Source organism: Enterobacter sp. 725m/11, from assembly GCF_011683705.1.
GTDB lineage: Bacteria > Pseudomonadota > Gammaproteobacteria > Enterobacterales > Enterobacteriaceae > Enterobacter > Enterobacter bugandensis.
On record NZ_JAAQOK010000021.1, the window covers coordinates 31,012 to 57,101 of the forward strand.

24 protein-coding genes and 4 tRNA genes are annotated in these 26,090 nt (G+C 57.1%); 19 read left to right on the forward strand and 9 right to left on the reverse strand.

What is annotated here, in order from left to right; genetic code table 11:
• Positions 1-181: 181 nt before the first annotated feature.
• The 5 genes from HBA26_RS11070 (at position 182) to HBA26_RS11090 (ending at position 2,120) form a co-directional block, all read left to right on the forward strand.
• A complete protein-coding gene (locus HBA26_RS11070; protein ID WP_028014804.1) occupies positions 182-1,567 on the forward strand; it encodes an amino acid permease in 1,386 nt (461 codons plus the stop codon).
• A 102-nt stretch (positions 1,568-1,669) separates the two neighbouring features.
• Positions 1,670-1,746, forward strand: a tRNA-Arg gene (locus HBA26_RS11075).
• A 68-nt stretch (positions 1,747-1,814) separates the two neighbouring features.
• Positions 1,815-1,890: transfer RNA gene (locus HBA26_RS11080), tRNA-His, on the forward strand.
• Between the two features lie 21 nt (positions 1,891-1,911).
• Positions 1,912-1,997 (forward strand) — tRNA-Leu (locus HBA26_RS11085).
• Positions 1,998-2,043: 46 nt separating this feature from the next.
• A tRNA-Pro gene (locus HBA26_RS11090) sits at positions 2,044-2,120 on the forward strand.
• 506 nt (positions 2,121-2,626) lie between these two features.
• Here HBA26_RS11090 and HBA26_RS11095 read toward each other — a convergent pair.
• The 5 genes from HBA26_RS11095 to hemC form a co-directional block, all read right to left on the reverse strand.
• The gene (locus HBA26_RS11095; protein ID WP_126346138.1) at positions 2,627-3,838 is read right to left on the reverse strand and encodes an MFS transporter; all 1,212 of its coding nucleotides are present in this window, start codon (positions 3,836-3,838) and stop codon (positions 2,627-2,629) included.
• A 173-nt stretch (positions 3,839-4,011) separates the two neighbouring features.
• Positions 4,012-5,211, reverse strand: a complete 1,200-nt coding sequence (gene hemY / locus HBA26_RS11100) for a protoheme IX biogenesis protein HemY (protein ID WP_028014802.1) — start codon at positions 5,209-5,211, stop codon at positions 4,012-4,014.
• A 2-nt stretch (positions 5,212-5,213) separates the two neighbouring features.
• Positions 5,214-6,401, reverse strand: a complete 1,188-nt coding sequence (gene hemX / locus HBA26_RS11105; RefSeq protein ID WP_041911826.1) for a uroporphyrinogen-III C-methyltransferase — start codon at positions 6,399-6,401, stop codon at positions 5,214-5,216.
• Between the two features lie 20 nt (positions 6,402-6,421).
• A complete protein-coding gene (hemD, locus tag HBA26_RS11110) occupies positions 6,422-7,162 on the reverse strand; it encodes a uroporphyrinogen-III synthase (RefSeq protein WP_045631336.1) in 741 nt (246 codons plus the stop codon).
• Positions 7,159-8,100, reverse strand: coding sequence for a hydroxymethylbilane synthase (hemC, locus tag HBA26_RS11115; RefSeq protein ID WP_032644935.1), 942 nt, complete (start codon positions 8,098-8,100; stop codon positions 7,159-7,161). Before hemC ends, hemD begins: the two co-directional genes overlap by 4 nt.
• A gap of 350 nt (positions 8,101-8,450) precedes the next feature.
• Here hemC and cyaA point away from each other — a divergent pair, with 350 nt between their 5' ends.
• Positions 8,451-10,994: a class I adenylate cyclase gene (gene cyaA / locus HBA26_RS11120; protein ID WP_028014798.1), complete on the forward strand. Its 2,544-nt coding sequence runs from the start codon at positions 8,451-8,453 to the stop codon at positions 10,992-10,994.
• A 43-nt stretch (positions 10,995-11,037) separates the two neighbouring features.
• Here cyaA and cyaY read toward each other — a convergent pair whose 3' ends face one another.
• Complete coding sequence (gene cyaY, locus HBA26_RS11125; RefSeq protein ID WP_003860816.1) at positions 11,038-11,358, reverse strand: iron donor protein CyaY; 321 nt, start codon at positions 11,356-11,358, stop codon at positions 11,038-11,040.
• A 135-nt stretch (positions 11,359-11,493) separates the two neighbouring features.
• On the opposite strand from cyaY, the gene HBA26_RS11130 reads away from it, so the two are divergent.
• The 8 genes from HBA26_RS11130 (at position 11,494) to corA (ending at position 18,426) form a co-directional block, all read left to right on the forward strand.
• Positions 11,494-11,697, forward strand: coding sequence for a lipoprotein (locus HBA26_RS11130; RefSeq protein ID WP_041911830.1), 204 nt, complete (start codon positions 11,494-11,496; stop codon positions 11,695-11,697).
• 35 nt (positions 11,698-11,732) lie between these two features.
• Complete coding sequence (gene dapF / locus HBA26_RS11135; protein WP_041911831.1) at positions 11,733-12,557, forward strand: diaminopimelate epimerase; 825 nt, start codon at positions 11,733-11,735, stop codon at positions 12,555-12,557.
• Positions 12,554-13,261 carry a DUF484 domain-containing protein gene (locus HBA26_RS11140; protein WP_045260992.1) on the forward strand — a complete coding sequence of 236 codons (708 nt, stop codon included), beginning with the start codon at positions 12,554-12,556 and terminating at the stop codon, positions 13,259-13,261. Before dapF ends, HBA26_RS11140 begins: the two co-directional genes overlap by 4 nt.
• Positions 13,258-14,160 carry a tyrosine recombinase XerC gene (xerC, locus tag HBA26_RS11145; RefSeq protein WP_032644794.1) on the forward strand — a complete coding sequence of 301 codons (903 nt, stop codon included), beginning with the start codon at positions 13,258-13,260 and terminating at the stop codon, positions 14,158-14,160. Before HBA26_RS11140 ends, xerC begins: the two co-directional genes overlap by 4 nt.
• Complete coding sequence (yigB, locus tag HBA26_RS11150; protein WP_069733805.1) at positions 14,160-14,876, forward strand: 5-amino-6-(5-phospho-D-ribitylamino)uracil phosphatase YigB; 717 nt, start codon at positions 14,160-14,162, stop codon at positions 14,874-14,876. Before xerC ends, yigB begins: the two co-directional genes overlap by 1 nt.
• Before the next feature lie 80 nt (positions 14,877-14,956).
• Positions 14,957-17,119, forward strand: a complete 2,163-nt coding sequence (uvrD, locus tag HBA26_RS11155) for a DNA helicase II (protein ID WP_041911833.1) — start codon at positions 14,957-14,959, stop codon at positions 17,117-17,119.
• Positions 17,120-17,268: 149 nt separating this feature from the next.
• Positions 17,269-17,325 carry a YsgD/CorL family protein gene (gene ysgD / locus HBA26_RS22910; protein WP_212743980.1) on the forward strand — a complete coding sequence of 19 codons (57 nt, stop codon included), beginning with the start codon at positions 17,269-17,271 and terminating at the stop codon, positions 17,323-17,325.
• 150 nt (positions 17,326-17,475) lie between these two features.
• Positions 17,476-18,426: a magnesium/cobalt transporter CorA gene (gene corA, locus HBA26_RS11160; protein WP_008501540.1), complete on the forward strand. Its 951-nt coding sequence runs from the start codon at positions 17,476-17,478 to the stop codon at positions 18,424-18,426.
• A 42-nt stretch (positions 18,427-18,468) separates the two neighbouring features.
• Here the strand turns inward: corA and rarD are convergent, their stop codons facing one another.
• Both rarD and yigI read right to left on the reverse strand, forming a co-directional pair.
• Positions 18,469-19,365 carry an EamA family transporter RarD gene (gene rarD, locus HBA26_RS11165; protein ID WP_048959726.1) on the reverse strand — a complete coding sequence of 299 codons (897 nt, stop codon included), beginning with the start codon at positions 19,363-19,365 and terminating at the stop codon, positions 18,469-18,471.
• Between the two features lie 51 nt (positions 19,366-19,416).
• A complete protein-coding gene (gene yigI / locus HBA26_RS11170) occupies positions 19,417-19,884 on the reverse strand; it encodes an acyl-CoA thioesterase YigI (RefSeq protein WP_028014789.1) in 468 nt (155 codons plus the stop codon).
• 162 nt (positions 19,885-20,046) lie between these two features.
• Between yigI and pldA the strand changes: the two genes are divergently transcribed.
• The 3 genes from pldA (at position 20,047) to rhtC (ending at position 23,518) form a co-directional block, all read left to right on the forward strand.
• On the forward strand, positions 20,047-20,916 hold the full coding sequence (gene pldA, locus HBA26_RS11175; RefSeq protein ID WP_028014788.1) for a phospholipase A: 870 nt from the start codon (positions 20,047-20,049) through the stop codon (positions 20,914-20,916).
• Between the two features lie 90 nt (positions 20,917-21,006).
• Positions 21,007-22,836 (forward strand): ATP-dependent DNA helicase RecQ, encoded by a 1,830-nt coding sequence (recQ, locus tag HBA26_RS11180; RefSeq protein ID WP_032644788.1) that lies wholly within the window; start codon positions 21,007-21,009, stop codon positions 22,834-22,836.
• Between the two features lie 61 nt (positions 22,837-22,897).
• Positions 22,898-23,518: a threonine export protein RhtC gene (gene rhtC / locus HBA26_RS11185; RefSeq protein ID WP_010426287.1), complete on the forward strand. Its 621-nt coding sequence runs from the start codon at positions 22,898-22,900 to the stop codon at positions 23,516-23,518.
• Here the strand turns inward: rhtC and rhtB are convergent.
• Positions 23,515-24,135: a homoserine/homoserine lactone efflux protein gene (gene rhtB, locus HBA26_RS11190; RefSeq protein ID WP_028014786.1), complete on the reverse strand. Its 621-nt coding sequence runs from the start codon at positions 24,133-24,135 to the stop codon at positions 23,515-23,517. The genes rhtC and rhtB overlap by 4 nt on opposite strands.
• 111 nt (positions 24,136-24,246) lie before the next feature.
• Here rhtB and pldB point away from each other — a divergent pair, with 111 nt between their 5' ends.
• Positions 24,247-25,239, forward strand: a complete 993-nt coding sequence (gene pldB / locus HBA26_RS11195; protein WP_041911835.1) for a lysophospholipase L2 — start codon at positions 24,247-24,249, stop codon at positions 25,237-25,239.
• 25 nt (positions 25,240-25,264) lie between these two features.
• Positions 25,265-26,065 (forward strand): sugar/pyridoxal phosphate phosphatase YigL, encoded by an 801-nt coding sequence (gene yigL / locus HBA26_RS11200; RefSeq protein WP_028014784.1) that lies wholly within the window; start codon positions 25,265-25,267, stop codon positions 26,063-26,065.
• The last annotated feature ends 25 nt before the right edge of the window (positions 26,066-26,090 follow it).

A 26,090-nucleotide genomic window follows, 5' to 3' on the forward strand; every position in this document is an offset into this window, starting at 1 on the left:
TATGCTGTTCGCGCTGCAACTCACCTGCAAAACTGCTGATAATTTGTGCAATGCATTCATTTTTTTAATGCATCGTTTGCCATTTGGCCTATTTTAAGAAACCATTCGCACCGTATTTAAGTACCCCTAAAAAACAATAACCGGTGTTAAGCCGGGAAACAGCAAACACAATCGAGGATCTATGGCAGAGAAACAACCGGAGCTACAGCGTGGGCTGGAAGCTCGTCATATCGAACTGATAGCGCTGGGCGGCACTATCGGCGTTGGCCTGTTTATGGGCTCCGCAAGCACCCTCAAATGGGCAGGCCCTTCCGTATTACTGGCGTATATTATCGCCGGGCTGTTTGTTTTCTTCATCATGCGCTCAATGGGCGAAATGCTCTTTCTGGAGCCGGTGACCGGTTCCTTCGCCGTTTACGCACACCGCTATATGAGCCCGTTCTTCGGCTACCTGACGGCCTGGTCATACTGGTTTATGTGGATGGCGGTGGGCATCTCTGAAATCACCGCCATAGGGGTTTATGTCCAGTTCTGGTTCCCGGACATGGTCCAGTGGATACCGGCACTCATTGCCGTGGGGCTGGTGGCGCTGGCAAACCTGGCCGCCGTGCGCCTTTACGGTGAAATCGAGTTCTGGTTTGCGATGATCAAGGTGACCACTATCATCGTGATGATTGTTATTGGCCTGGGCGTGATTTTCTATGGCTTTGGCAACGGCGGACACGCCATCGGCTTTGGCAACCTGACTGAACACGGCGGCTTCTTCGCCGGCGGCTGGAAGGGCTTCCTGACGGCGCTGTGTATTGTTGTGGCCTCGTATCAGGGCGTGGAGCTGATCGGGATTACCGCCGGGGAAGCGAAAAACCCGCAGGTTACGCTGCGTAGCGCGGTGGGCAAAGTGCTGTGGCGCATCCTGATTTTCTACGTGGGCGCAATCTTCGTTATTGTGACCATCTTCCCGTGGAACGAAATCGGCACGACGGGGAGTCCGTTCGTATTAACCTTTGCGAAGATTGGGATTACAGCAGCAGCGGGTATCATCAACTTTGTGGTCCTGACGGCAGCGCTTTCAGGCTGTAACAGCGGGATGTACAGCTGTGGCCGTATGCTCTACGCGCTCTCGAAAAACAACCAGCTGCCTGCGGCAATGAGTAAAGTATCACGTGCTGGCGTGCCGGTAGCGGGCGTCGCGGTCTCCATTGTCATCCTGCTGATTGGCTCCTGCCTGAATTACATCATCCCTAATCCGCAGCGCGTGTTTGTTTACGTCTACAGCGCCAGCGTGCTGCCGGGCATGGTGCCGTGGTTTGTTATCCTCATCAGCCAGCTGCGTTTTCGCCATGCGCATAAAAAAGCGATCGCCAGCCATCCGTTCCGCTCGATCCTTTTCCCGTATGCGAACTATTTGACGATGGCATTCCTGATTTGCGTATTAATTGGAATGTACTTTAATGAAGATACCCGCATGTCGCTGTTTGTCGGACTGATCTTCCTGGCGGCAGTGACGGTCGCGTATAAGCTTTTTGGCCTGGGTCGCCGTGCCACCACGCAGAAAGTGGAGGAATAAGCGGCAAAATGTGCAAACCATAACCAAACGCGCATTTTTTTCAAAAAAGCACTAGACAGCGGGGACGGAGGTACGTAATATCCAGCCCCGCAACGGCGCTAAGCGCCCGTAGCTCAGCTGGATAGAGCGCTGCCCTCCGGAGGCAGAGGTCTCAGGTTCGAATCCTGTCGGGCGCGCCATTTTAGTTCCCGGCGCTAGAGCTGCGGTGGTCTGAGAAGTAGTCAGTACCGCGTGAAAGAATACAGTGGTGGCTATAGCTCAGTTGGTAGAGCCCTGGATTGTGATTCCAGTTGTCGTGGGTTCGAATCCCATTAGCCACCCCATTATTGAAAGAGTTGTGAATTGCGAAGGTGGCGGAATTGGTAGACGCGCTAGCTTCAGGTGTTAGTGTCCTTAGGATGTGGGGGTTCGAGTCCCCCCCCTCGCACCACGACTTTTTAAATGAATTGAACTAAAAATTCAAAAAAGCAGTACATCGGCGAGTAGCGCAGCTTGGTAGCGCAACTGGTTTGGGACCAGTGGGTCGGAGGTTCGAATCCTCTCTCGCCGACCAATTTTGAACCCCGCTTCGGCGGGGTTTTTTGTTTTCTGTAAGTTTTCTCCCCTGTCGTTATCTCCAGAAAGTACCCTTTATCATTGTCGCGATTCAGTGACATGCAAATCATTGAAAATAAGATAAATAATTATTTATGGGATTTACTGTCTCTTCCTGGCGACATATTTCTGCTTTTGCCGATACGCTATGAAGCTTCAGAGGCTACTTAACAGCATAATTTCCTTTTATCTTAAAATGTTGCGCCATGTAAAAGTTCTGCGTGTAAATCTGGCACGTTACGTGCAATAATATACGCGTAGATGCTCATTCCATCTCTTATGTTCGCCTTAGTGCCTCATAAACTCAGGAATGACGCAGAGCCATTTACGGTGCTTATCGTCCACTGACAGATGTCGCTTCGGCCTCATCAGACACCATGGACATAACGTTGAGTGAAGCACCAAATATGTTGTCTTACAGACCTGTTTTAACGCCTGCTTTTATAGCAGGCGTTTTTTTATGTCTTATTCCCGATACCCACGCATGATCAGGGCGACCAACAGCAGGGCGGCTGACGAGACCGTATAGAGCGCCAGCACTGAGCCAAGACCAACAGCCACTATCGCTGTAATGCCGGTGAAAAGCGAGGCGCTGAGCGTTTGCCAGCGCCAGGCTTTACCGCTGGCTGACGCGGTTTGCGTGATATGAAAACTGCTGAGTACGCCAAACGTGCCGGCTGCGAAGAGAACGTTTGAGGCCAGATGCGCGATAAAGATCATCCCCAGCGCACATGCCATCCACCCGGAAAACAACGGCAGCATTCCATAAGCGGCAAGAAAAATACCGAGACAAACGATGATTCGCGGCGTGTGGACGGCAAAGCGCGTCAGGCTCTCTTTTTTTAGCAGCATGGGGCCGCAAAGTTGCCCCATGCTCCTTGCGAAAAGCAGAGGCAGAGCAAGGCCCGCCGCATCCTGAGGATGGAGCTGCTGCGCCAGGGCCGGAAGTAGCGCCATAGCCGGTGAGCCGACGGCCGCCAGCGCCGGCAAAATGAGCAGGCTGCGCTTTTGCCGAACGGTCAACGTCCGCCAGCGCAGTGGCGCGTGGGCTGCCTCTTCACCGGGGAGAGGTAGCAATGGCGCAGAAAACCGCCGCCCAGCCAGCCACAGCAGCAGCAGCGACCCGAGAAAACTGGCGGCATCAATAGCCAGCAAGGTAAACACGGAGGTCTGCTTGAATAGCACCACGCCGAGTCCAGTACCTAATAACACCTGAGAAGCAAAAATCACATTTTCCAGACAGGTCGCAGCAGGCAGCTCTGTTTCGCTAAGTCCGCGTTTAAAGAGCAATGTCAGCGCGGGCCAGCTCATCCCGCTGAGCAGCGCTTCGGTGGATTGCACGGCGAGTAGCGAGGCAATGCTGTGATAACCCGCACCGAGCAGGGGGAAGAGCAGGGCGAGCAATCCCAGCCCCTCGGTCACTATCAGCAGGAATACTGGAGAATAGCGCGAGCACAGCTTTTCGCCGATCGCGCTGCCGATGAATCCCGGAACCGTTGCGAAAAGAAAAGCGAGGGTGAGCAGGGCGGGCGGGGCCGACCACGCTAACAGTAAACCAAAGACCACGACCTGGGTTAAACCATTTCCCAGCGAAGAAAAGATAAAAGCACAGGCAAGCAGGCGCAGCCAGCGGTGGCAGCGCAGCGCTTCAATAAGCGCATACAAAAGCGAGTTCATGAAGATTTCCTTTCAAAAACGATTTAATCCACGCTGCAGAAAGTGCGCGTGTGTGAAAAAAGGTTAATGAAAAGACATCGTTACATTGGCGGGTTCGTTTGCAGATGTGGGTGTAAAGAATGTAGCAGGAGAAAGGCGATAAAAAAAGGAGGCCGTCTGGCCTCCTTTTTTATTTATTGCGGGTTACCGTTATTTTGCAGCGTCAGCAACAGCCCATCGCGCCGCATGGCGGCCGCCTCTTCTGGCTTATGCTGTTTGTCCAGCGTATCGGCAAGCCACGCGTAGTCAAACGCGTCCGGACGCTGTTTCAGTGCCGCACGGAAGGCCAGGCTCGCCTCTTGCCATTCGCCGTGCTTCATCAGCGACTGGCCCAGGGTACTCCACAGTAGCGGACGGTCACCGACGGTTTTGATCTGCTGGCGCAGCACTTTTTCGACCTGCTCAGGGTTATTGGTTTTCAGGCGCGGGATCACCATGACCAGGCGATCGTCGTACTGGCGCTTCAGGCCGTCGAGAAGGATCTCCTGGGCAGTGTCATGATCGTCACATTCAATAAGATGTTCCGCCATGGCCACCTGCAGGGGGACCTGCTGGCGCGTTTTCCGGCTCTGATTCTTCCACCAGGTTTTCAGGCCTTCGCTGCCCAGGTCGGCGCGCGCCTGATCCATCAGGCCAATCCATGCCAGACGCTGAAGTTCATCACGATGTTCATCATCACCCACCTCGGCCTTCGCCATCGACGGAATGATGTCCAGCAACGAGCCCCACGCTCCGGTACGAATATAGGCCTGCTCCGCAAGGCGCAGGACTTCCGGATGACGCGGTGCGATTTCCAGCAGACGGTCAATGCCGTGGCGCGCCGCGTGGTTCTCATTGCGCGCGAGCTGCAGGCGGACGCGGGTAATTTCCACTGGGATCGGGTCGCCAGACGCCAGTTCTGACGCGCGTTCCAGATGCTGGTTAGCGCGGGCTTCATCACCGCGCTGCTGCGCCGCTTCGGCGGCCAGAAGATAGTTCACCACCGGCTGTTCCGCGTGATCGGCGTTTTTCGACATCAGCTTTTCAACCTGCTGGTAATCGCCTTCGGCCAGCTTTAGCAGTGCCTGTTCCGTTTGCTTACGGGCGCGGCGGCGCTTACGGCCAACGAACCAGCCGCGGGTATGGGCACCGGTGCGGAAAATACGGCGCAGGATCCATTCAACGGCAAGCAGGACTACGACGCCGAGGATCAGAACGATCGCCAGACCCGTTACGCTGGTTTCAATGTTGTAGTTATCGGTCTGGATCAGGACGTATCCCTGATGACCCGCAAGCATCGGGCCCAGGACGATCCCGGCGATCAGTAGGATGAAGAGTAAAAGGACTTTTAGCATCATTACTCTCCCTGTGGCGCGCTTTCAGGCGCTGGTGCCGCCGCTGTGCCGGTCTGCCCGGCCGGAACGCCCGGCTGCGCCAGCAGGTTACGCACGCGCGTCTGCATCAGCTTCTCCAGAATCGGCTGGCTGGCCAGTTTATCCGGCACGTTCATGGTGATGTTCTGCTGGCTCAGCTTGTCGATATCTTCGAGGAAGGCGGTGGTCGTTGCATCATCGGTGTTGTAGTAGGCGCGTACCCACGTCGAGACGTTATCCAGCGCCTGTTTGTACGTTTCTTCCTGATGGCGCGGCACGGCCTGCGCCGCGACCAGCAGGCGGGAACGGATGTTTTCGCGCAGATAGATATCCTGATTCGGCGCTAACAGCGGTACGGCGGTTTCATCGCGACGGCGGATGGTGATGAAGCTGTCCATAAAGTTCTGCCAGCTTTTCTGCAGGTTTATGCGCCATTCGCTCAGGGAGCTGGACAGCTCGGTACCGTCAGAGTCCATCGGGGAGTCGTCGTCATTGTTATCCGCCAGCTGCAGGTTATCTATTTGATTCGAAAGCTGGTTCACCTTGAGGATAATGCCGTCGTAATCCACCTGTGAAACGGCGGAGAGGCTGGCGATATCTTCGGTAATCGCACGGCGCGCAGTAATGAGGCTCGGGTCGTTCATGTCGGCCAGGCTCGCATCGGCGCTTTTCAGCAGCGCGGCGGCGGTGGTCACGTCCTGATCGCTCCACAGCTTACGCCCGGCGAGTTTGACGAGGAAATCGGCCTGCGAGAGCAGCCAGGTTTTGGCATCGGTGCCGGAAATCGTGGCGACTTTCTGCTGTACTTCGCCCAGCTGTTTGGTCAGCTCTTCCTGTTTGCTGTTCGCCTCGGCAAGCGCGGCGGCCTGCTGCTTAATCACCGCTTCCAGCTCGGTTTTCTGCGTTTCCTGCGCTTTTTGCAGGGAGGTAAGCTGATTGACCAGCGTATCGCTGGTGGCCGTCTGGTTAGCACTCTGTTGCTTTACCAGACCATACAGGCCGACGCCTGCTGCCAGCGCAATGGCGATGGCAATCGCGCTCAGCGCGAGGCTGGTTTTATTGCTGCCGTTTTTCTTCTCAGCGGTTTTCTCAGTCGTCTCTGGCTGTGGCGTTGTCTCCACAGTCTCCCTGGTCTCTTCAACCACGGCGGAGGATTTTTCGTGTTCCGTCATTATGGCTTCCCATTTGAGAGTTATTGTAATGCGCGCAGCAGCGCATCGTTGTCGGCGTTATCAGCGATCCGAATATCCTGCCAGCCCAGTTCCCGGGCGAGGTTCGCCAGACGCTCACTGACGACCAGAAGCCGACAGCGGAGTAACCAGTTTTCGCGATACCAACGCGGTATCAGCGACCAAAGCTGTTGTAACATTTCACCGCTGGTGACCACCAGCGTATTAATACCGCGCGCGTGCCAGCGCATCGCCTCTTCTGCACCGTCGTAGTGTTTCGCACAGCGCTGGTAGCACTCAACAAACGTGACGTCAGCCCCGCGTTCCCGCAGCGTTTCACCCAGCAGTTCGCGGCCACCGTTGCCGCGCAAAATGAGCGCGCGCTTTCCGGCAATAGTTTGTAATTCAGGTAATTGTAGCAAGACTTCGCTGATTTCCCGATCCAACGGGTAGCGAACGTCTGTTCCACTCACGGTATGTAAGGCCAGCGCGGTGGTTCTGCCGATAGCGAAATAGCGCGGAGCGGTCGGCCAGCGTGTCCCCGCCTGTTGCAGCTGCGCATGGGCAAATTCCACGGCATGCTGCGATAGCGCAAACAGCAGGTCGCCTTCCTGCAGGGTATTCATCTGGTCGGCGAGCGCAGAGAGCTCCCGACCGGGGGAGAATTCAATTAGCGGAAAACTCCAGGCCACCTGCCCCAGTGCGCGCAGACGGCTCACTAACTGCTCTCCTGCGGGAGAAGGGCGGGTGACAAGAATACTCATGCAGGGGGTTCTCCGTTATAGACCTCGGCCAGAATTTCACGCGCGCCGTTATTCAGCAGCTCTTCCGCCAGTGACACGCCAAGCGCTTCGGCATCCTGCGGCTTGCCGCGACGTTCGCCGCGCACCATCTGTGAACCGTCCGGCGCGCCCACCAGCGCACGCAGCCACAGTTCACCGTCTGTTAATTCAGCATAGCTGCCAATCGGCACCTGACACCCACCTTCGAGGCGAGTATTCATCGCCCGCTCGGCTTTTACGCGGGTTGCGGTCTCGTCATGGTTCAGCGGAGCGAGCAGCTCGCGGGTACGCGCATCGTCCAGACGGCACTCAATACCGACGGCGCCCTGTCCGACGGCCGGCAGCGACAGCTCTGGCGGCAACGCCACGCGAATACGTTCCTCCAGCCCCAGGCGCTTCAGGCCTGCAACCGCAAGAATAATGGCATCGTAATCGCCGTTATCCAGCTTGCCCAGACGCGTGCCAACGTTACCGCGCAGCGAGCGGATGATAAGGTCAGGACGACGCTCCGCCAGCTGACACTGACGGCGTAAACTGGACGTGCCAACCACGCTACCCGCCGGCAGCGCGTCGAGCGAGTCATAGTGGTTCGAGACAAACGCGTCACGCGGATCTTCGCGCTCGCAGATGGTCACCAGCCCCAGCCCTTCCGGGAACTCGACGGGCACGTCTTTCATCGAATGTACGGCGATATCGGCGCGGTTCTCAAGCAATGCCAGTTCCAGCTCTTTGACAAACAGGCCCTTGCCGCCCACTTTCGCCAGCGGCGTATCCAGAATCACGTCACCGCGCGTGACCATCGGCACCAGCTCGACGCGCAATCCACTGTGGCAGGCTTCAAGGCGCTGCTTAACATAATGTGCCTGCCAGAGCGCGAGAGGGCTTTGGCGTGTGGCAATTCTCAAAACATTGTCTAACATGCTTGTTACCGTCATTATCAATCGCTAACCATCCTAACATTGTTGACTCTGGGATGGCAGTTTTACGGTTGATGAAGCGTGAGAGGGACAAGGCGGCGTATTCGTCAGCCATAGCCGTATTCAGGAATTTACACGTACAGAACGGTGCTACACTTGTATGTAGCGCATCTTTCTTTACGGTCAACCGGCAAGGTGTTAAATTGATCACGTTTTAGACCATTTTTTCGTCGGTACCACCATAATGACAAGGGCGAAAAAAGGGTAACGGTTATCTTTTTGAAATACTGCGGGCTCGCTGTTATTCGTGTTTTGAATAGCTTACGACACCCGGAAACATCAGGCGATACGTCTTGTACCTCTATATTGAGACTCTGAAACAGAGACTGGATGCCATAAATCAACTGCGTGTGGATCGCGCGCTTGCTGCCATGGGCCCTGCTTTCCAGCAGGTATACAGTCTGCTGCCGACATTATTGCACTATCACCACCCGCTAATGCCTGGCTACCTTGATGGTAACGTTCCCCAGGGCATTTGCCTCTTCACGCCTGATGAAACCCAACAGCATTATTTGAACGAGCTGGAACTCTACCGCGGCATGCCGCCTCAGGTTTCTCCGAAAGGTGAACTGCCGATTACCGGCGTTTACTCGATGGGGAGCACCTCATCGGTAGGGCAGAGCTGTTCTTCGGATCTGGATATCTGGGTCTGCCATCAATCCTGGCTCGATAACGAAGAGCGCCAGCTGCTGCAGCGTAAATGCAGCCTGCTGGAAAGCTGGGCGGCCTCGCTTGGCGTGGAAGTGAGCTTCTTCCTGATTGATGAAAACCGTTTCCGCCATAATGAAAGCGGCAGTCTGGGTGGTGAGGACTGCGGCTCGACTCAGCACATCCTGTTGCTGGATGAATTTTACCGTACTGCCGTTCGTCTGGCCGGGAAGCGTATTCTGTGGAATATGGTCCCGTGCGAAGAAGAAGAGCATTACGACGACTACGTTATGTCGCTTTACGCGCAGGGCGTACTGACGCCAAACGAATGGCTGGACCTGGGCGGCCTCAGCTCCCTGTCCGCCGAAGAGTACTTTGGTGCAAGCCTCTGGCAGCTCTACAAGAGCATTGATTCACCGTACAAAGCGGTGCTGAAAACCCTGCTGCTTGAAGCCTACTCGTGGGAATACCCTACGCCGCGCCTGCTGGCGAAAGATATCAAGCAGCGCCTGCACGATGGCGAAATTGTCTCCTACGGGCTCGACGCCTACTGCATGATGCTGGAGCGCGTTACCGAATACCTGAAAGCCATTGATGACACCACGCGTCTTGACCTGGTGCGTCGATGTTTCTATCTCAAGGTCTGTGAAAAGCTGAGCCGTGAGCGCGCCTGCGTGGGCTGGCGTCGTGAAGTGGTCAGTCAGCTAGTGAAAGAGTGGGGATGGGACGAAGCGCGTCTGTCCATGCTCGACAACCGCGCCAACTGGAAGATCGATCAGGTGCGTGAAGCGCACAACGAACTGCTCGACGCGATGATGCAAAGCTACCGTAACCTGATCCGCTTTGCGCGCCGCAATAACCTTAGCGTCTCCGCCAGCCCGCAGGATATCGGGGTGTTGACCCGCAAGCTGTACGCCGCGTTTGAAGCGCTGCCGGGTAAAGTGACGCTGGTTAACCCGCAGATTTCGCCTGACCTGTCAGAACCGAACCTGACCTTTATCTATGTGCCGCCGGGCCGCGCGAACCGCACCGGGTGGTATCTGTACAACCGTGCGCCAAGCATGGATTCCATCATCAGCCATCAGCCGCTGGAATATAACCGCTATCTGAACAAGCTGGTGGCGTGGGCCTGGTTTAACGGCCTGCTGACCTCGCGCACGCGCCTGTTTATCAAAGGCAACGAGGTGGTCGATCTCGCCAAGCTGCAGGAGATGGTGGCGGATGTCTCGCACCACTTCCCGCTGCGTCTGCCTGCCCCAACACCAAAAGCGCTCTACAGCCCGTGCGAGATCCGTCACCTGGCGATCATCGTCAACCTGGAGTACGACCCGACGGCGGCCTTCCGCAATCAGGTGGTCCATTTTGACTTCCGCAAGCTGGACGTCTTCAGCTTTGGCGAGCAGCAAAACTGCCTGGTGGGCAGCGTAGACCTGCTGTACCGCAACTCGTGGAACGAAGTGCGTACCCTGCACTTCAACGGCGAGCAGGCGATGATTGAAGCGCTGAAAACCATTCTCGGCAAGATGCACCAGGACGCCGCGCCGCCGGACAGCGTCGAAGTGTTCTGCTACAGCCAGCATCTGCGTGGGTTGATTCGTACCCGCGTGCAGCAGCTGGTCTCTGAATGCATCGAACTGCGCCTCTCCAGCACCCGTCAGGAAACCGGGCGCTTTAAAGCGCTGCGCGTTTCAGGGCAGACGTGGGGCCTGTTCTTCGAGCGTCTGAACGTGTCGGTGCAGAAGCTGGAAAACGCTATCGAGTTCTACGGCGCGATTTCACACAACAAGCTGCACGGCCTGTCGGTTCAGGTGGAAACCAACCACGTCAAGCTGCCGCAGGTGGTGGATGGCTTTGCCAGTGAAGGGATTATTCAGTTCTTCTTTGAAGAGTCGGGCGACGATGCCGGGTTCAACATCTACATTCTGGATGAGACCAACCGCGCCGAGGTGTATCACCACTGTGAAGGCAGCAAAGAGGAGCTGGTGCGCGACGTCAGCCGCTTCTACTCTTCCTCGCATGACCGTTTCACCTACGGTTCCAGCTTTATCAACTTCAACCTGCCGCAGTTCTACCAGATTGTGAACGTGGATGGGCGAGCGCAGGTGATCCCGTTCCGTACGCAGGCGATTACCCCTGCGGCGCCTGCGAATCAGGATACCGCACCGCTGTTGCAGCAGTATTTCTCCTGAGGCTTTTCGCCCGGTAAGGCGCAGCCGCCACCGGGCAACAAAACTACCTGAAACTCACGTCCTCGCCCGCCTGCGCGGTCGCCGCCTGTTCCAGCAGATCCCAGAACGTTTCGCCGCTGCGATCGCAAACCCACTCGTCACCCTTCAAATCAAAGTGATAGCCGCCCTGTTTGGCCGCCAGCCACACCTGGTGAAGCGGCTCCTGACGGTTAATAATAATTTTGCTGCCGTTTTCGAAGCTCAGGGTCAGAATGCCGCCGTTGATTTCACAATCGATATCGCTGTCGCCGTCCCAGTCGTCGATACGTTCTTCGATGGTCATCCACAGGGTGTCGGCAAGGCGATGGAATTCACTGTCGTTCATGGTTTTGTTCCTGTTTTTCGTGATGGCGGCAGTATAACGCTAAATAATTCCCGTTGCAGGAAAGCGGCAAACTCTTGCTTTTGTGTCTTCTCCTGCGATGATAGAAACAGATTTGAACTTACGGGCAACTTTATAATGAAAAACGCTTTCCGAACGCTTGCCGTTCTCATCACGCTGTTTAGCCTGACCGGCTGCGGACTGAAGGGACCACTCTACTTCCCGCCTGCGGATAAAACCGCGCCGCCGCCGACAAAACCGGTTAACAGCGGCATCGAGTCTTCCACGCCAAAGACTAACGATCGTGGCGATAACGGCGGTCCGACTCAGGTTAACCTCTGACGACAACGTTCTGTACCCGCGCAATGGAGCAAATGATGCAGTTCTCTAAAATGCATGGCCTTGGCAACGATTTTATGGTCGTCGACGCGGTAACGCAGAATGTGTTTTTCTCCCCGGAACTGATCCGCCGCCTGGCGGATCGGCACGTGGGCGTGGGGTTCGATCAGCTGCTGGTGGTTGAGCCGCCCTACGATCCTGACCTCGATTTCCACTACCGTATTTTCAACGCTGACGGCAGTGAGGTTAACCAGTGCGGCAATGGCGCGCGCTGTTTCGCCCGCTTTGTCCGCCTGAAAGGGCTCACCAATAAGCGCGATATCCGCGTCAGTACCGCCAACGGTCGTATGGTGCTCAGCGTTACCGACGATGAGCTGGTGCGCGTCAATATGGGTGAGCCTAACTTCGAGCCTTCCGCCGTGCCGTTTCGCGCAAACAAAGCGGAAAAGACCTATATTATGCGGGCGGCCGAGCAGACAGTATTGTGCGGCGTTGTCTCGATGGGTAACCCGCACTGCGTGATTCAGGTGGATGACGTGGAAACCGCGGCGGTCGAAACGCTCGGTCCGGTGCTGGAGAGCCACGAGCGGTTCCCGGAGCGGGCGAACATCGGCTTTATGCAGGTGGTGAAGCGTGAACACATCCGTCTGCGGGTTTACGAGCGCGGCGCGGGCGAAACCCAGGCCTGCGGAAGCGGCGCCTGTGCGGCGGTGGCCGTCGGTATCTCCCAGGGGTTACTGGCAGAAGAGGTTCGCGTGGAATTACCGGGCGGGCGTCTTGATATCGCCTGGAAAGGAGCGGGTCATCCACTGTACATGACTGGCCCGGCGACACATGTTTATGACGGGTTTATCCATCTATGAAACAACCAGGGGAAGAACTGCAGGAAACAGTGACGGAACTGGACGATAGCGCTGTTGTTGATTATCTGCTGAACAATCCTGAGTTTTTTATTCGCAATGCACGCGTCGTCGAACGAATGCGCGTGCCGCATCCGGTTCGCGGGACCGTGTCGCTGGTCGAATGGCACATGGCGCGCGCGCGTAACCACATCAACCAGCTTGAAGAGAACATGACGCTGCTGATGGAGCAGGCCAGCACCAACGAAAGCCTGTTCTATCGCCTTCTGCACCTGCAGGCGCGTCTGGCCTCGGCGCACAGCCTTGAAGAGTTTCTCAGCCGCTTCCACCGCTGGGCGCGCGAACTGGGGCTGGCGGGCGCAACGATTCGTCTGTTCCCTGATCGCTGGCGCATTGGCGCACCGTCGGGGTTCACCCATCTGGCGCTCAGCCGTCAGGCGTTTGAGCCGCTGCGCATTCAGCGCCTGGGCCATGAGCATCACTATCTGGGGCCGCTGAACGGACCTGAGCTGCTGGTAGTGCTGCCGGAAGCCAAAGCGATTGGCTCGGTAGCGATGTCGCTGATGGGGCGCGATGGCGACCTGGGGGTAATATTATTTACCAGCCGCGACGCGCACCACTATGAGCAGGGGCAAGCCACGCACCTGCTGCAGGAGATCGCCCTGATGCTGCCCGAGCTGCTGGAGCGCTGGATTGAACGCGTATGACGGACGGACTGCTCGCCACTGACGTCTCGCGGTTTCTGCGCTATCTGGGCGTTGAGCGTCAGCTCAGCCCCATTACGCTGCTTAACTATCAGCGTCAGCTTGATGCCATCATGCAGATTGCCGAAGAAATCGGCCTGAAAAGCTGGCAACAATGTGACGCCGCCACGGTACGCGGGTTCGTCGTGCGTAGCCGTAAAAAAAATCTTAGCCCGGCGAGCCTTGCGCTCCGGCTCTCTGCCCTGCGCAGCTTTTTCGACTGGCTGGTCAGCCAGGGCGGCCTGAAAGCCAACCCGGCAAAAGGGATCGCCACGCCGAAAGCCCCGCGCCATCTGCCGAAAAATATTGACGTCGACGACGTAAACCGCCTGCTGGATATCGATCTGAACGATCCGCTGGCCGTGCGCGACCGCGCGATGCTGGAGGTGATGTACGGCGCGGGCCTGCGTCTCTCCGAACTGGTGAACCTCGACTTAAAGCATCTCGATCTGGAATCCGGCGAAGTGTGGGTGATGGGCAAGGGCAGCAAAGAGCGCCGCCTGCCGATTGGCCGCAACGCCGTCTCCTGGATTGAGCACTGGCTGGATCTGCGCGGCCTGTTTGGCGCGGAAGAGGATGCGCTGTTTTTATCAAAGCTCGGCAAGCGGATCTCCGCGCGTAACGTGCAGAAGCGCTTTGCGGAGTGGGGCATCAAGCAGGGGCTGAACAGCCACGTGCATCCCCACAAGCTGCGCCACTCCTTTGCGACACACATGCTGGAATCGAGCGGCGATCTGCGCGGCGTACAGGAACTGCTTGGCCACGCGAATCTGTCGACCACTCAAATCTATACCCACTTAGACTTCCAACACCTTGCCTCGGTGTATGACGCGGCGCATCCACGCGCCAAACGGGGGAAATAATGCGTTTTTACCGCCCACTCGGTCAGATCTCAGCCCTGACGTTCGACCTTGATGACACCCTTTATGACAACCGCGAGGTGATCCTGCGTACCGAGCAGGAGTCGCTGGCGTTTGTGCAGAACTACCATCCCGCGCTGAAGGCGATGCAGAACAAGGACTTCCAGAAGCTGCGTCAGTCCCTGCGGGAGACCGAGCCGGACATTTACCACGACGTGACCGAATGGCGTCGTCGCGCGGTTGAGCAGGCGATGCTGAACGCGGGTCTGAGCGCACAGGATGCCGCCGTCGGTGCCGAAGCGGCAATGGAAAACTTCGCCAAATGGCGCAGCCGTATCGACGTGCCGCAGGAAACCCACGACACGCTGGCGAAGCTTGCCGAAAAGTGGCCGCTGGTGGCCATCACCAACGGCAATGCCCAGCCGGAGCTGTTTGGCCTCAGCGGTTATTTTGAATTCGTGCTGCGCGCGGGTCCGCACGGGCGCGCGAAGCCGTTCAGCGACATGTATCACCTGGCAGCGGAAAAACTGAATTTGCCGCTCGGTAACATTCTTCACGTGGGCGACGATCTGACCACCGACGTGGCGGGTGCCATCCGCTGCGGCATGCAGGCCTGCTGGATCAAGCCAGAAAATGCGGAGCTGATGACCGCAACAGACAGCCGTCTTCTGCCGCACGTGGAAATTTCGCGGTTGGCATCCCTCACGACGCTGATATAATCATCAATTGTTCTGTATAAATTAACAGGGTTTTGGCGAGTGGAAACATTTGCCTGCCCCGACATGACGTGACGGTGCCAATGGACGTTTCTTACCTGCTCGACAGCCTTAATGACAAACAGCGTGACGCGGTTGCCGCCTCGCGCACCAACCTGCTGGTTCTGGCTGGGGCGGGGAGTGGTAAGACACGCGTGCTGGTTCACCGTATCGCCTGGCTGCAGAGCGTGGAAAACTGCTCACCGTACTCGATTATGGCCGTGACGTTTACCAACAAGGCGGCGGCGGAGATGCGTCACCGTATCGCCCAGCTGATGGGCACCAGCCAGGGCGGCATGTGGGTTGGCACCTTCCACGGCCTGGCGCACCGTCTGCTGCGCGCGCACCATATGGACGCTAACCTGCCGCAGGATTTCCAGATCCTCGACAGCGAAGATCAGCTCCGTCTGCTGAAGCGCCTGATCAAGGCGATGAACCTCGACGAGAAGCAGTGGCCGCCGCGTCAGGCGATGTGGTACATCAACGGACAGAAAGACGAAGGTCTGCGCCCGCACCACATTCAGAGCTTCGGTAACCCGGTCGAGCAGACCTGGCAGAACGTCTATAAGGCCTATCAGGAAGCGTGCGACCGCGCCGGCCTGGTGGATTTCGCCGAGCTGCTGCTGCGCGCCCACGAGTTGTGGCTGAACAAACCGCATATCCTGCAACACTACCGCGAACGCTTTACCAACATCCTGGTGGACGAATTCCAGGATACCAACAACATCCAGTACGCGTGGATCCGCCTGCTGGCCGGAGATACCGGCAAGGTGATGATCGTGGGCGATGACGACCAGTCGATCTACGGCTGGCGCGGCGCGCAGGTGGAGAACATCCAGCGCTTCCTCAACGATTTTCCCGGCGCGCAAACCATCCGTCTGGAGCAGAACTATCGCTCAACCAGCAACATCCTGAGCGCGGCCAACGCCCTGATTGAGAACAACAACGGGCGTCTGGGCAAAAAGCTGTGGACCGACGGCGTCGACGGCGAACCGATCTCGATTTACTGCGCCTTCAACGAGCTCGACGAAGCGCGCTTCGTGGTGAACCGCATCAAAACCTGGCAGGACAACGGCGGCGCGCTGGAGCAGTGCGCCATTCTCTACCGCAGCAACGCCCAGTCGCGCGTGCTGGAAGAGGCGCTGCTGCAGGTGAGCATGCCGTACCGCATTTACGGCGGCATGCGATTCTTCGAACGTCAGGAGATCAAAGATGCGCTTTCGTATCTGCGCCTGATCGCCAACCGCAACGACGACGCGGCGTTTGAGCGCGTGGTGAACACGCCGACCCGCGGGATTGGCGACCGTACGCTGGACGTGGTGCGCCAGGCCTCGCGCGATCGCCAGCTGACGCTGTGGCAGGCGTGCCGCGAGCTGCTGCAGGAAAAAGCCCTCGCCGGACGTGCGGCCAGCGCGCTCCAGCGCTTCCTGGAATTAATTGATGCCCTGGCGCAGGAAACCGCCGACATGCCGCTGCACGTGCAGACCGACCGGGTGATTAAAGACTCCGGGCTGCGTACCATGTACGAGCAGGAAAAAGGCGAAAAGGGGCAGACCCGTATAGAGAACTTAGAGGAACTGGTCACGGCAACGCGCCAGTTCAGCTACAACGAAGAAGACGAAGACCTGATGCCGCTGCAGGCGTTCCTCTCTCACGCCGCGCTGGAAGCGGGTGAAGGGCAGGCGGACACCTGGCAGGACGCGGTTCAACTGATGACCCTGCACTCCGCCAAAGGTCTGGAGTTCCCGCAGGTGTTTATCGTCGGCATGGAAGAGGGCATGTTCCCAAGCCAGATGTCGCTCGATGAAGGCGGGCGTCTGGAAGAAGAACGTCGTCTGGCTTACGTGGGCGTGACGCGAGCGATGCAGAAGCTGACGCTAACCTACGCTGAAACCCGCCGCCTGTACGGTAAAGAGGTCTATCACCGTCCGTCGCGCTTCATCGGCGAACTGCCGGAAGAGTGCGTGGAAGAGGTGCGTCTGCGGGCGAGCATCAGCCGTCCGGTTAGCCATCCGCGCATGGGCTCGCCGATCTCTGAAACCGACACCGGCTACAAGCTGGGCCAGCGCGTGCGCCATTCGAAGTTTGGCGAAGGTACCATTGTGAATCTGGAAGGCAGCGGCGAGCACAGCCGCCTGCAGGTGGCGTTCCAGGGGCAGGGGATCAAATGGCTGGTGGCGGCCTACGCGAAGCTGGAAACAGTCTAACATTCAGAAAAATATCATTATTTTGCAATAATCTGCTAGCCTTATACAGTGAAGGTCAATTAATGCCCTTCAGCGTTCCGTTGCGTGTTGACGCCACAGTTACTGCTGGCGTAACATGCGCGCACGATTACGCTAAGAGGACATTCGCCTTGGACACACCCAGTAGATACTGGCTCAATTCCCTGTCATCCAGGAACAACTCCTAAGGCTATCTCCTCATGCTGATGGCCTTAGTGGTTGTCAGCGACTGCATTATTCCCGTCGCGCTGAGTCAGGCTGTTTAATGGTCTGAAACCCAATTTGTTTCTGTGTGCCCACCGAACTGTCCGATATTTTTTGCATTGGGAGTCCCGGTCATGTTGAGTGCATTTCAACTCGAAAATAACCGACTGACTCGGCTTGAAGCCGAAGAGTCACAGCCCCTCATTGATGCCGTATGGGTGGATCTGGTCGAGCCGGACGACGATGAACGCCTTCGCGTACAATCTGAGCTGGGGCAAAGCCTGGCAACCCGCCCGGAACTGGAAGACATCGAAGCCTCCGCGCGTTTCTTTGAAGATGAAGACGGCCTGCACATTCACTCCTTCTTCTTCTTTGAAGATGCGGAAGATCACGCGGGCAACTCCACCGTGGCGTTTACCATTCGCGACGGTCGTCTGTTTACTCTGCGTGAACGCGAACTGCCGGCATTCCGTCTCTACCGCATGCGCGCCCGCAGCCAGGCGATGGTGGACGGCAACGCTTACGAGCTGCTGCTCGATCTGTTCGAAACTAAAATTGAACAGCTGGCGGACGAAATTGAAAACATCTACAGCGATCTGGAAAAGCTGAGCCGCGTGATCATGGAAGGCCATCAGGGGGATGAGTACGACGAAGCGCTTTCGACGCTGGCAGAGCTGGAAGATATCGGCTGGAAGGTGCGTTTGTGTCTGATGGATACCCAGCGCGCGCTGAACTTCCTGGTGCGCAAGGCGCGTCTGCCGGGCGGTCAGCTGGAGCAGGCGCGTGAGATCTTACGCGATATCGAATCCCTGCTGCCGCACAACGAATCTCTGTTCCAGAAGGTGAACTTCCTGATGCAGGCGGCGATGGGCTTTATCAACATCGAGCAGAACCGCATCATCAAGATCTTCTCGGTAGTGTCCGTGGTGTTCCTGCCGCCGACGCTGGTGGCGTCCAGCTACGGGATGAACTTCGAGTTTATGCCGGAGCTGAAGTGGAGCTTTGGCTACCCGGGGGCGATTATCTTTATGATCCTCGCTGGGCTGGCACCGTATCTGTACTTTAAGCGTCGGAACTGGCTGTAAAATCTGGCGGGTGGCGCTGCGCTTACCCGCCCTACAAAACACCTACATTCCTCTGCGGGTTCTGCGCTGGGTATAAATCGCATCGGCGACGAAAATCGCCAGCGCCACCCAGATAAAGGCAAAGGTCACCATCTTATCCGCACCCGGCACTTCGCCGTAAAACACCACCGCCAGCAGGAACATCAGCGTCGGGCCAATGTACTGGAAGAAGCCCAGCGTGGAGAGGCGCAGGCGCGTTGCCGCACCGGTGAAGCACAGCAGCGGAATGGTGGTCACTACGCCCGCCGCCATCAGCATCAGGTTCAGCGACCACGGGTTGCTGCCCATATGGCTGGTGGCGCTGTCGGCGATACCGAACAGATAGATCGCCGCCACCGGCAGCAGCCACAGGGTTTCAAACAGCATCCCGGTTTGCGCTTCCACCGCGATTTTCTTACGTACCAGGCCGTAAAAAGCAAAGCTGAACGCCAGACCGAGGGCGATAACCGGCAGCGAGCCAAACGTCCACAGCTGCACCAGCACGCCGCAGAAGGCGAGAATCACCGCCACCCACTGCATCCGGCGGAAGCGTTCGCCGAGGAAAATCATCCCCAGCACGATATTCACCAGCGGGTTAATGAAGTACCCCAGGCTCGCTTCGAGCATGTGGTGGTTATTCACCGCCCAGATAAACAGCAGCCAGTTGCCGCCAATCAGCACCGCAGAAAGCGCCAGCAGGAAGACCTTTTTAGGGGTTTGTAGCAGCGTTTTAACGCCGGACCACTGACGGCTGATGCTCATCAGCGCGATCATGAAGAAGAACGACCAGATGACGCGGTGAGTGAGGATCTCGTCGGCCGGAACATAAGCGATAAATTTGAAATACGCCGGGGCGATACCCCAAATAAAATAAGCGGCAAGGGCGAGTAAAACGCCCTGCCGCGTCTGTTTAGCATCCATCGGGAAAATCCGTTACAAAAAAGTGAATCAATTTTACCCGAATTTGCCGCCTCAACCCACCATATAAGTGGCGGTTGCGCTGGCGATATAAACCTGCTCCTCGTTATGCAGCTCAACGCGGGCAACGGCAACTTTGTTCCCGGCACGCAGCAGGCTGCTGGTGCAGGTAAAGCGGTTTCCGCGCCCCGGGCGAAGATAGTCGACGCGTAAATCAATGGTGCCCATGCGCGCCAGACGCTGGCGGAGTTCATCTTCGTTGATGGTGTCATGGCGCGTCAGCGTACTGCCCACGCAGACCAGGCCTGCCGCCACGTCCAGCGCGGAGGCAATCACCCCGCCGTGCAGAATACTTTGCGCCCAGTTACCCACCATCATCGGCTGGTTGTTGAAACTCAGCTGGGCAAACTCTTTCTCATAACGCTCCAGCTCAAGACCCAGCGCACGGTTAAACGGCATATGGTAAACAAAAATCTCGCCCACGAGTTTTAACACTTCTTCGGCGGTAAGCATGGCTGACATGAGGCATTACATCCTTATTGTTAATGAAATGTTGATTTTATGCTTCAGCAATAAGGAATTCCACTTTCAGAAACGAGGATGCAGCAGTTATCGCAGAAGTCTGTAGAATGTTCGCCTCATAACTATTCAGGTAATTTTACTCTTTGCAGGAGAACACCACCGATGCGGACGTATCTGGCCTGGTTACTGGCGGCGGTTGCGCTGCCCCTCACAGCATATGCGCAGGAAGCGACGATTAAAGAAGTCCATGATAAACCTGCCGTTAAGGGCAGCATTATCGCCAATATGCTGCAGGAGCATGACAATCCGTTCACGCTCTACCCGTATGACACGAACTACGTGATTTATACCCAAACCAGCGATCTCAACAAAGAAGCGATAAGCTCCTATAACTGGTCTGATAATGCGCGTAAGGATGAGGTGAAGTTCCAGCTTAGCCTCGCGTTCCCGTTCTGGCGCGGTATTCTGGGGCCAAACTCGGTGCTCGGCGCGTCTTATACGCAGAAATCCTGGTGGCAGCTCTCCAACAGCGGCGAATCTTCACCGTTCCGTGAAACCAACTATGAGCCGCAGCTTTTCCTCGGCTTCGCAACGGACTATGAATTTGCTGGCTGGACGCTGCGCGACGTCGAAGTGGGCTTTAACCATGATTCTAACGGACGTTCCGATCCAACCTCCCGTAGCTGGAACCGCGCCTATACGCGCCTGATGGCGCAAAACGGTAACTGGATGGTGGAAGTGAAGCCGTGGTATGTGCTCGGCAGCACCGATGACAACCCGGATATCACCAAATATATGGGCTACTACCAGCTCAAGGTCGGCTACCAGCTTGGTGATGCCGTGCTGAGCGCGAAAGGCCAGTACAACTGGAACACCGGCTACGGCGGTGCGGAGCTCGGTCTGAGCTACCCGGTGACGAAGCACGTGCGTCTCTATACCCAGGTGTATAGCGGCTACGGCGAGTCGCTGATCGATTACAACTTCAATCAGACTCGCGTTGGCGTGGGCGTAATGCTGAACGATATTCTCTAAGCTGCTCGAATGTTTTTGCGTTAAACGTTGAAGTTTCTCTCTCAGGCGCTGAAAATAGCGCCTGTTTTATTTTTCGCAAATGGGGTTAACGTGGCGCAGGCGGAAGTATTGAATCAGGAGTCGCTGGCTAAACAGGTTTTGCATGAAACCTTTGGCTACCAGCAGTTCCGCCCGGGCCAGGAAACCATCATTGAAACGGTGCTGGAAGGCCGAGACTGCCTGGTGGTGATGCCGACCGGCGGCGGTAAATCCCTCTGTTATCAGGTGCCCGCGCTGGTGCTTAACGGCCTGACGGTCGTGGTATCGCCTCTCATTTCCCTGATGAAAGACCAGGTTGACCAGCTGCTCGCCAACGGCGTGGCGGCGGCCTGTCTTAACTCGACCCAAACCCGGGAGCAGCAGCAAGAGGTGATGGCCGGGTGCCGCACCGGGCAGATCCGCCTGCTGTATATCGCGCCGGAACGCCTGATGCTGGATAACTTCCTCGACCATCTCGCGCACTGGAACCCGGTCCTGCTGGCGGTGGATGAAGCGCACTGTATCTCCCAGTGGGGACACGATTTCCGCCCGGAATATGCCGCCCTCGGCCAGCTGCGTCAGCGCTTCCCTGAACTGCCGTTTATGGCGCTTACCGCCACGGCGGACGACACCACGCGTCTGGATATCGTTCGCCTGCTGGGGCTGAACGACCCGTATATTCAGGTCAGCAGCTTCGACCGCCCGAACATCCGCTACATGCTGATGGAAAAATTCAAGCCGCTGGACCAGCTCCTGCGCTACGTTCAGGAGCAGCGCGGCAAGTCCGGTATCATCTACTGCAACAGCCGTGCGAAGGTGGAAGACACCGCCGCGCGTCTGCAAAATCGCGGCTTTAGCGCCGCCGCCTATCACGCCGGGCTGGAGAACCACATCCGCGCCGACGTGCAGGAGAAATTCCAGCGCGACGACCTGCAAATCGTCGTCGCAACGGTGGCGTTCGGGATGGGCATCAACAAGCCGAACGTGCGCTTTGTAGTGCACTTCGACATTCCACGCAATATCGAATCCTACTATCAGGAGACCGGCCGCGCCGGCCGTGACGGCCTGCCTGCGGAAGCGATGCTGTTTTACGATCCGGCCGATATGGCGTGGCTGCGCCGCTGTCTGGAAGAGAAGCCGCAGGGACAACTCCAGGACATTGAGCGCCACAAGCTCAACGCGATGGGTGCCTTCGCTGAAGCGCAAACCTGCCGCCGTCTGGTGCTGCTCAACTACTTTGGTGAAGGGCGACAGGAGCCGTGCGGCAACTGCGATATCTGCCTCGATCCGCCAAAGCAGTACGATGGCCTGATGGACGCGCGCAAAGCGCTCTCGACCATTTACCGCGTGAATCAACGCTTCGGGATGGGCTACGTGGTGGAAGTACTGCGCGGTGCCAATAACCAGCGTATCCGCGACATGGGCCACGACAAGCTGCCGGTTTACGGCATCGGTAAAGACCAGAGCCACGAGCACTGGGTCAGCATTATTCGTCAGCTGATCCACCTCGGCTTTGCCACTCAGAACATTGCTCAGCACTCCGCGCTACAGCTGACCGAAGCGGCGCGTCCGGTCCTGCGCGGTGACGTTGAGCTCAAGCTCGCCGTGCCGCGCGTGGTCGCCCTCAAGCCGCGCGTGATGCAGAAATCCTACGGCGGTAACTATGACCGCAAGCTGTTTGCCAAGCTTCGCAAGCTGCGTAAAGCTATCGCTGACGAAGAGAACATCCCGCCATACGTGGTGTTCAACGACGCGACCCTGATTGAGATGGCCGAGCAGATGCCGCTCAGCGCCAGCGAAATGCTCAGCGTTAACGGCGTGGGGACGCGCAAGCTGGAGCGCTTCGGTAAAGAGTTTATGGCGCTTATCCGCTCTCACGCCGATGGTGATGATGAGGAGTAGTCAGACGGGCGAAAAAGTGCCAGGATGATGACTCACTGAATTATTTCCCCGCGAGCTAATTATGTTAATGCTATTTCTCACCGTGGCGTTAGTGCACATCGTTGCGCTGATGAGCCCTGGCCCAGACTTTTTCTTCGTGTCGCAAACTGCCGTCAGCCGCTCCCGCAAAGAGGCGATGATGGGCGTGCTCGGTATTACCATGGGCGTTATGGTCTGGGCGGCGGTCGCGCTGCTCGGTCTGAACCTGATCCTGGCGAAGATGGCGTGGCTGCATAACATCATTATGGTTGGCGGCGGGCTGTACCTGTGCTGGATGGGCTACCAGATGCTGCGCGGGGCGCTGAAGAAAGAAGAGAAAAAACCGGAAGAGCCAAAGGTAGAGCTGGCAACGGGCGGCCGCAGCTTTGTAAAAGGGCTCCTGACTAACCTGGCAAACCCGAAAGCGATTATCTATTTCGGCTCCGTGTTCTCGCTGTTTGTGGGTGACAGCGTCGGCGCAGGCGCGCGCTGGGGGATCTTCCTGCTGATCGTTGTTGAGACGTTCGCCTGGTTTACCATCGTGGCCAGCCTGTTCGCCTTACCGGCGATGCGCCGCGGCTATCAGCGCATCGCGAAGTGGATCGACGGCTTCGCCGGCGCGCTGTTCGCCGGCTTCGGCATTCATCTCATCATTTCTCGCTAAGCGTGACGCGCTGACGCAAGCAGCGCGCCAACCAGCATAAACAGCGAACCAAAGACTTTGTTCAGGGCCTTCATCTGCTTAGGCCCTTTAATCCACGCCGCTATCCGTTGCGCCAGCGTCGCGTAACCAATCATGACGATGATATCGACGATGATGGTGGTCGCGCCCAGCACCACGTACTGCATCACTTGGGGCTGATGTGGCACGATAAACTGTGGGAACAGGGCGGCGAGGAACACAATGCTTTTCGGGTTCGTCAGGTTCACGAACACCGCGCGCTTAAACAGGTGGCCGCGCGTTTGCGTCCTGGAGAGCGTATTCAGGTCAATCGAGCCTGCCGCGCGCCACTGCTGGATACCGAGCCAAATCAGATATGCCGCACCGGCCCACTTCAGCACTTCAAACGCCAGCACCGAACGAGAGAACAGCGTCCCCAGACCAATCCCCACCAGCACAATATGAATGCCGAGCCCGGTCTGTAAACCGGCAATGGACGCCGCCGCACCGCGATAGCCGTGGTTGATGGAGGTGGTCATAGTGTTAATGGCGCCAGAGCCGGGTGAAAGGCTAAGGATGATTGATGTCAGCAGGTAGGCGAACCACCACTCGAAGGTCATTTGAAGCTCCCGAACCGTCTATTTTTATGCCACAATACGCTATTGTTGAGTCATTTTGTGACCAGTGACGAAAAAAAACGATATTCCCTGGATTACGTGAGTGGAAACCCAATGTTTCAGCAGAAAAAGGACTGGGAAACACGAGAAAACGCGTTTGCTGCTTTCTCAATGGGGCCGCTGACCGATTTCTGGCGGCAGCGTGAGGAAGACGAGTTTACGGGCGTCGGTGGCATCCCGGTGCGCTTCGTTCGCTTCCGCAATGAAAAAAATGACCGGGTGATCGTGGTCTGCCCCGGGCGTATCGAAAGCTACGTTAAATATGCCGAACTGGCCTACGACCTGGTCAACATGGGGTTTGACGTGCTGATCATCGACCACCGTGGACAGGGGCTGTCCGGGCGCATGCTGCCGGATACGCACCGCGGGCATGTGGATCACTTCAGCGATTATGTCGACGATTTTGCCGCGTTCTGGCAGCAGGAAGTTCAGCCCGGCCCCTGGCGCAAGCGGTACATCCTTGCGCACTCCATGGGCGGCGCCATTTCGACGCTGTTTTTGCAGCGGTATGAGCACCAGTGCGACGCCATTGCGCTCACCGCGCCGATGTACGGTATTGTCATTCGTTTTCCCGACTGGATGGTGCGCCATCTTCTCGACTGGGCTGAGGGCCATCAGCGCATTCGTGAAGGCTATGCCATCGGAACCGGACGCTGGCGCGCATTGCCGTTCGCCATCAACGTCTTAACCCACAGTCGGCAGCGCTATCGCCGCAACCTGCGCTTTTATGCCGATGAACCGCGCTTGCGCGTCGGCGGCCCGACCTGGCACTGGGTGCGTGAGGGTATTCTGGCCGGTGAGCAGGTGCTGGCAGGCGTAGGCGATGATGACACGCCGACGCTTCTGATTCAGGCGGAAGAAGAGCGTGTGGTGGATAACCGCATGCATGACCGCTATTGTGAACTGCGCGCTGCCGCCGGTCACCCTTGTGAAGGGGGTAAACCGCTGGTCATCAACGGCGCGTACCATGAGATCCTTTTTGAAAAGGACGCTATGCGCTCAGTCGCGCTTAACGCCATCGTCGAGTTTTTCGACCGGCATAACTGATTTTCTATTGAGGTTAAATTTTCCTATGTACCAGGTTGTTGCATCTGATTTAGATGGCACGCTGCTTTCCCCCGACCACACCCTGTCGCCTTATGCGAAAGAGACCTTAAAGCTTCTGACCGCCCGTGGCGTGAACTTTGTGTTCGCTACCGGCCGCCACCACGTGGACGTGGGGCAGATCCGCGATAATCTGGAGATCAAGTCGTACATGATCACCTCCAACGGTGCGCGCGTGCATGATACCGACGGCAACCTGATCTTCACCCATAACCTGGATCGCGATATTGCTGCCGATCTCTTCGGCGTGGTGCATAACAATCCGGCTATCGTCACCAACGTATACCGTGACGACGAATGGTTCATGAACCGCCACCGCCCGGATGAAATGCGTTTCTTCAAGGAAGCGGTATTCAACTACTCCCTGTATGAGCCGGGCCTGCTGGATCCAGAGGGGATCAGCAAGGTGTTCTTCACCTGCGACAGCCACGAAGAGCTGCTGCCGCTTGAGCAGGCGATCAACGCCCGCTGGGGCGATCGCGTCAACGTGAGCTTCTCCACCCTGACCTGTCTGGAAGTGATGGCGGGCGGCGTTTCTAAAGGTCACGCGCTCGAAGCGGTTGCGAAACGTCTGGGCTTCGCGCTTAAAGACTGTATCGCCTTTGGCGACGGCATGAACGATGCCGAGATGCTCTCTATGGCGGGCAAAGGCTGCATCATGGAAAACGCGCACCAGCGCCTGAAGGATCTGCATCCGGAACTGGAAGTCATCGGCACCAACGCAGACAACGCGGTACCGAAATACCTGCGCAAACTGTTCCTTGAATAATCTTCATTTGGTTGTTTATTGTTCA

Bases quoted from the DNA above. Each gene is read 5' to 3' on its own strand.
- HBA26_RS11070 (WP_028014804.1), top strand. From the start codon at position 182: ATGGCAGAGAAACAACCGGAGCTACAGCGTGGGCTGGAAGCTCGTCAT.
- HBA26_RS11095 (WP_126346138.1), bottom strand. From the start codon at position 3,838: ATGAACTCGCTTTTGTATGCGCTTATTGAAGCGCTGCGCTGCCACCGC.
- hemY (WP_028014802.1), bottom strand. From the start codon at position 5,211: ATGCTAAAAGTCCTTTTACTCTTCATCCTACTGATCGCCGGGATCGTC.
- hemX (WP_041911826.1), bottom strand. From the start codon at position 6,401: ATGACGGAACACGAAAAATCCTCCGCCGTGGTTGAAGAGACCAGGGAG.
- hemD (WP_045631336.1), bottom strand. From the start codon at position 7,162: ATGAGTATTCTTGTCACCCGCCCTTCTCCCGCAGGAGAGCAGTTAGTG.
- hemC (WP_032644935.1), bottom strand. From the start codon at position 8,100: ATGTTAGACAATGTTTTGAGAATTGCCACACGCCAAAGCCCTCTCGCG.
- cyaY (WP_003860816.1), bottom strand. From the start codon at position 11,358: ATGAACGACAGTGAATTCCATCGCCTTGCCGACACCCTGTGGATGACC.
- HBA26_RS11130 (WP_041911830.1), top strand. From the start codon at position 11,494: ATGAAAAACGCTTTCCGAACGCTTGCCGTTCTCATCACGCTGTTTAGC.
- dapF (WP_041911831.1), top strand. From the start codon at position 11,733: ATGCAGTTCTCTAAAATGCATGGCCTTGGCAACGATTTTATGGTCGTC.
- HBA26_RS11140 (WP_045260992.1), top strand. From the start codon at position 12,554: ATGAAACAACCAGGGGAAGAACTGCAGGAAACAGTGACGGAACTGGAC.
- xerC (WP_032644794.1), top strand. From the start codon at position 13,258: ATGACGGACGGACTGCTCGCCACTGACGTCTCGCGGTTTCTGCGCTAT.
- yigB (WP_069733805.1), top strand. From the start codon at position 14,160: ATGCGTTTTTACCGCCCACTCGGTCAGATCTCAGCCCTGACGTTCGAC.
- uvrD (WP_041911833.1), top strand. From the start codon at position 14,957: ATGGACGTTTCTTACCTGCTCGACAGCCTTAATGACAAACAGCGTGAC.
- corA (WP_008501540.1), top strand. From the start codon at position 17,476: ATGTTGAGTGCATTTCAACTCGAAAATAACCGACTGACTCGGCTTGAA.
- rarD (WP_048959726.1), bottom strand. From the start codon at position 19,365: ATGGATGCTAAACAGACGCGGCAGGGCGTTTTACTCGCCCTTGCCGCT.
- yigI (WP_028014789.1), bottom strand. From the start codon at position 19,884: ATGTCAGCCATGCTTACCGCCGAAGAAGTGTTAAAACTCGTGGGCGAG.
- pldA (WP_028014788.1), top strand. From the start codon at position 20,047: ATGCGGACGTATCTGGCCTGGTTACTGGCGGCGGTTGCGCTGCCCCTC.
- rhtC (WP_010426287.1), top strand. From the start codon at position 22,898: ATGTTAATGCTATTTCTCACCGTGGCGTTAGTGCACATCGTTGCGCTG.
- rhtB (WP_028014786.1), bottom strand. From the start codon at position 24,135: ATGACCTTCGAGTGGTGGTTCGCCTACCTGCTGACATCAATCATCCTT.
- pldB (WP_041911835.1), top strand. From the start codon at position 24,247: ATGTTTCAGCAGAAAAAGGACTGGGAAACACGAGAAAACGCGTTTGCT.
- yigL (WP_028014784.1), top strand. From the start codon at position 25,265: ATGTACCAGGTTGTTGCATCTGATTTAGATGGCACGCTGCTTTCCCCC.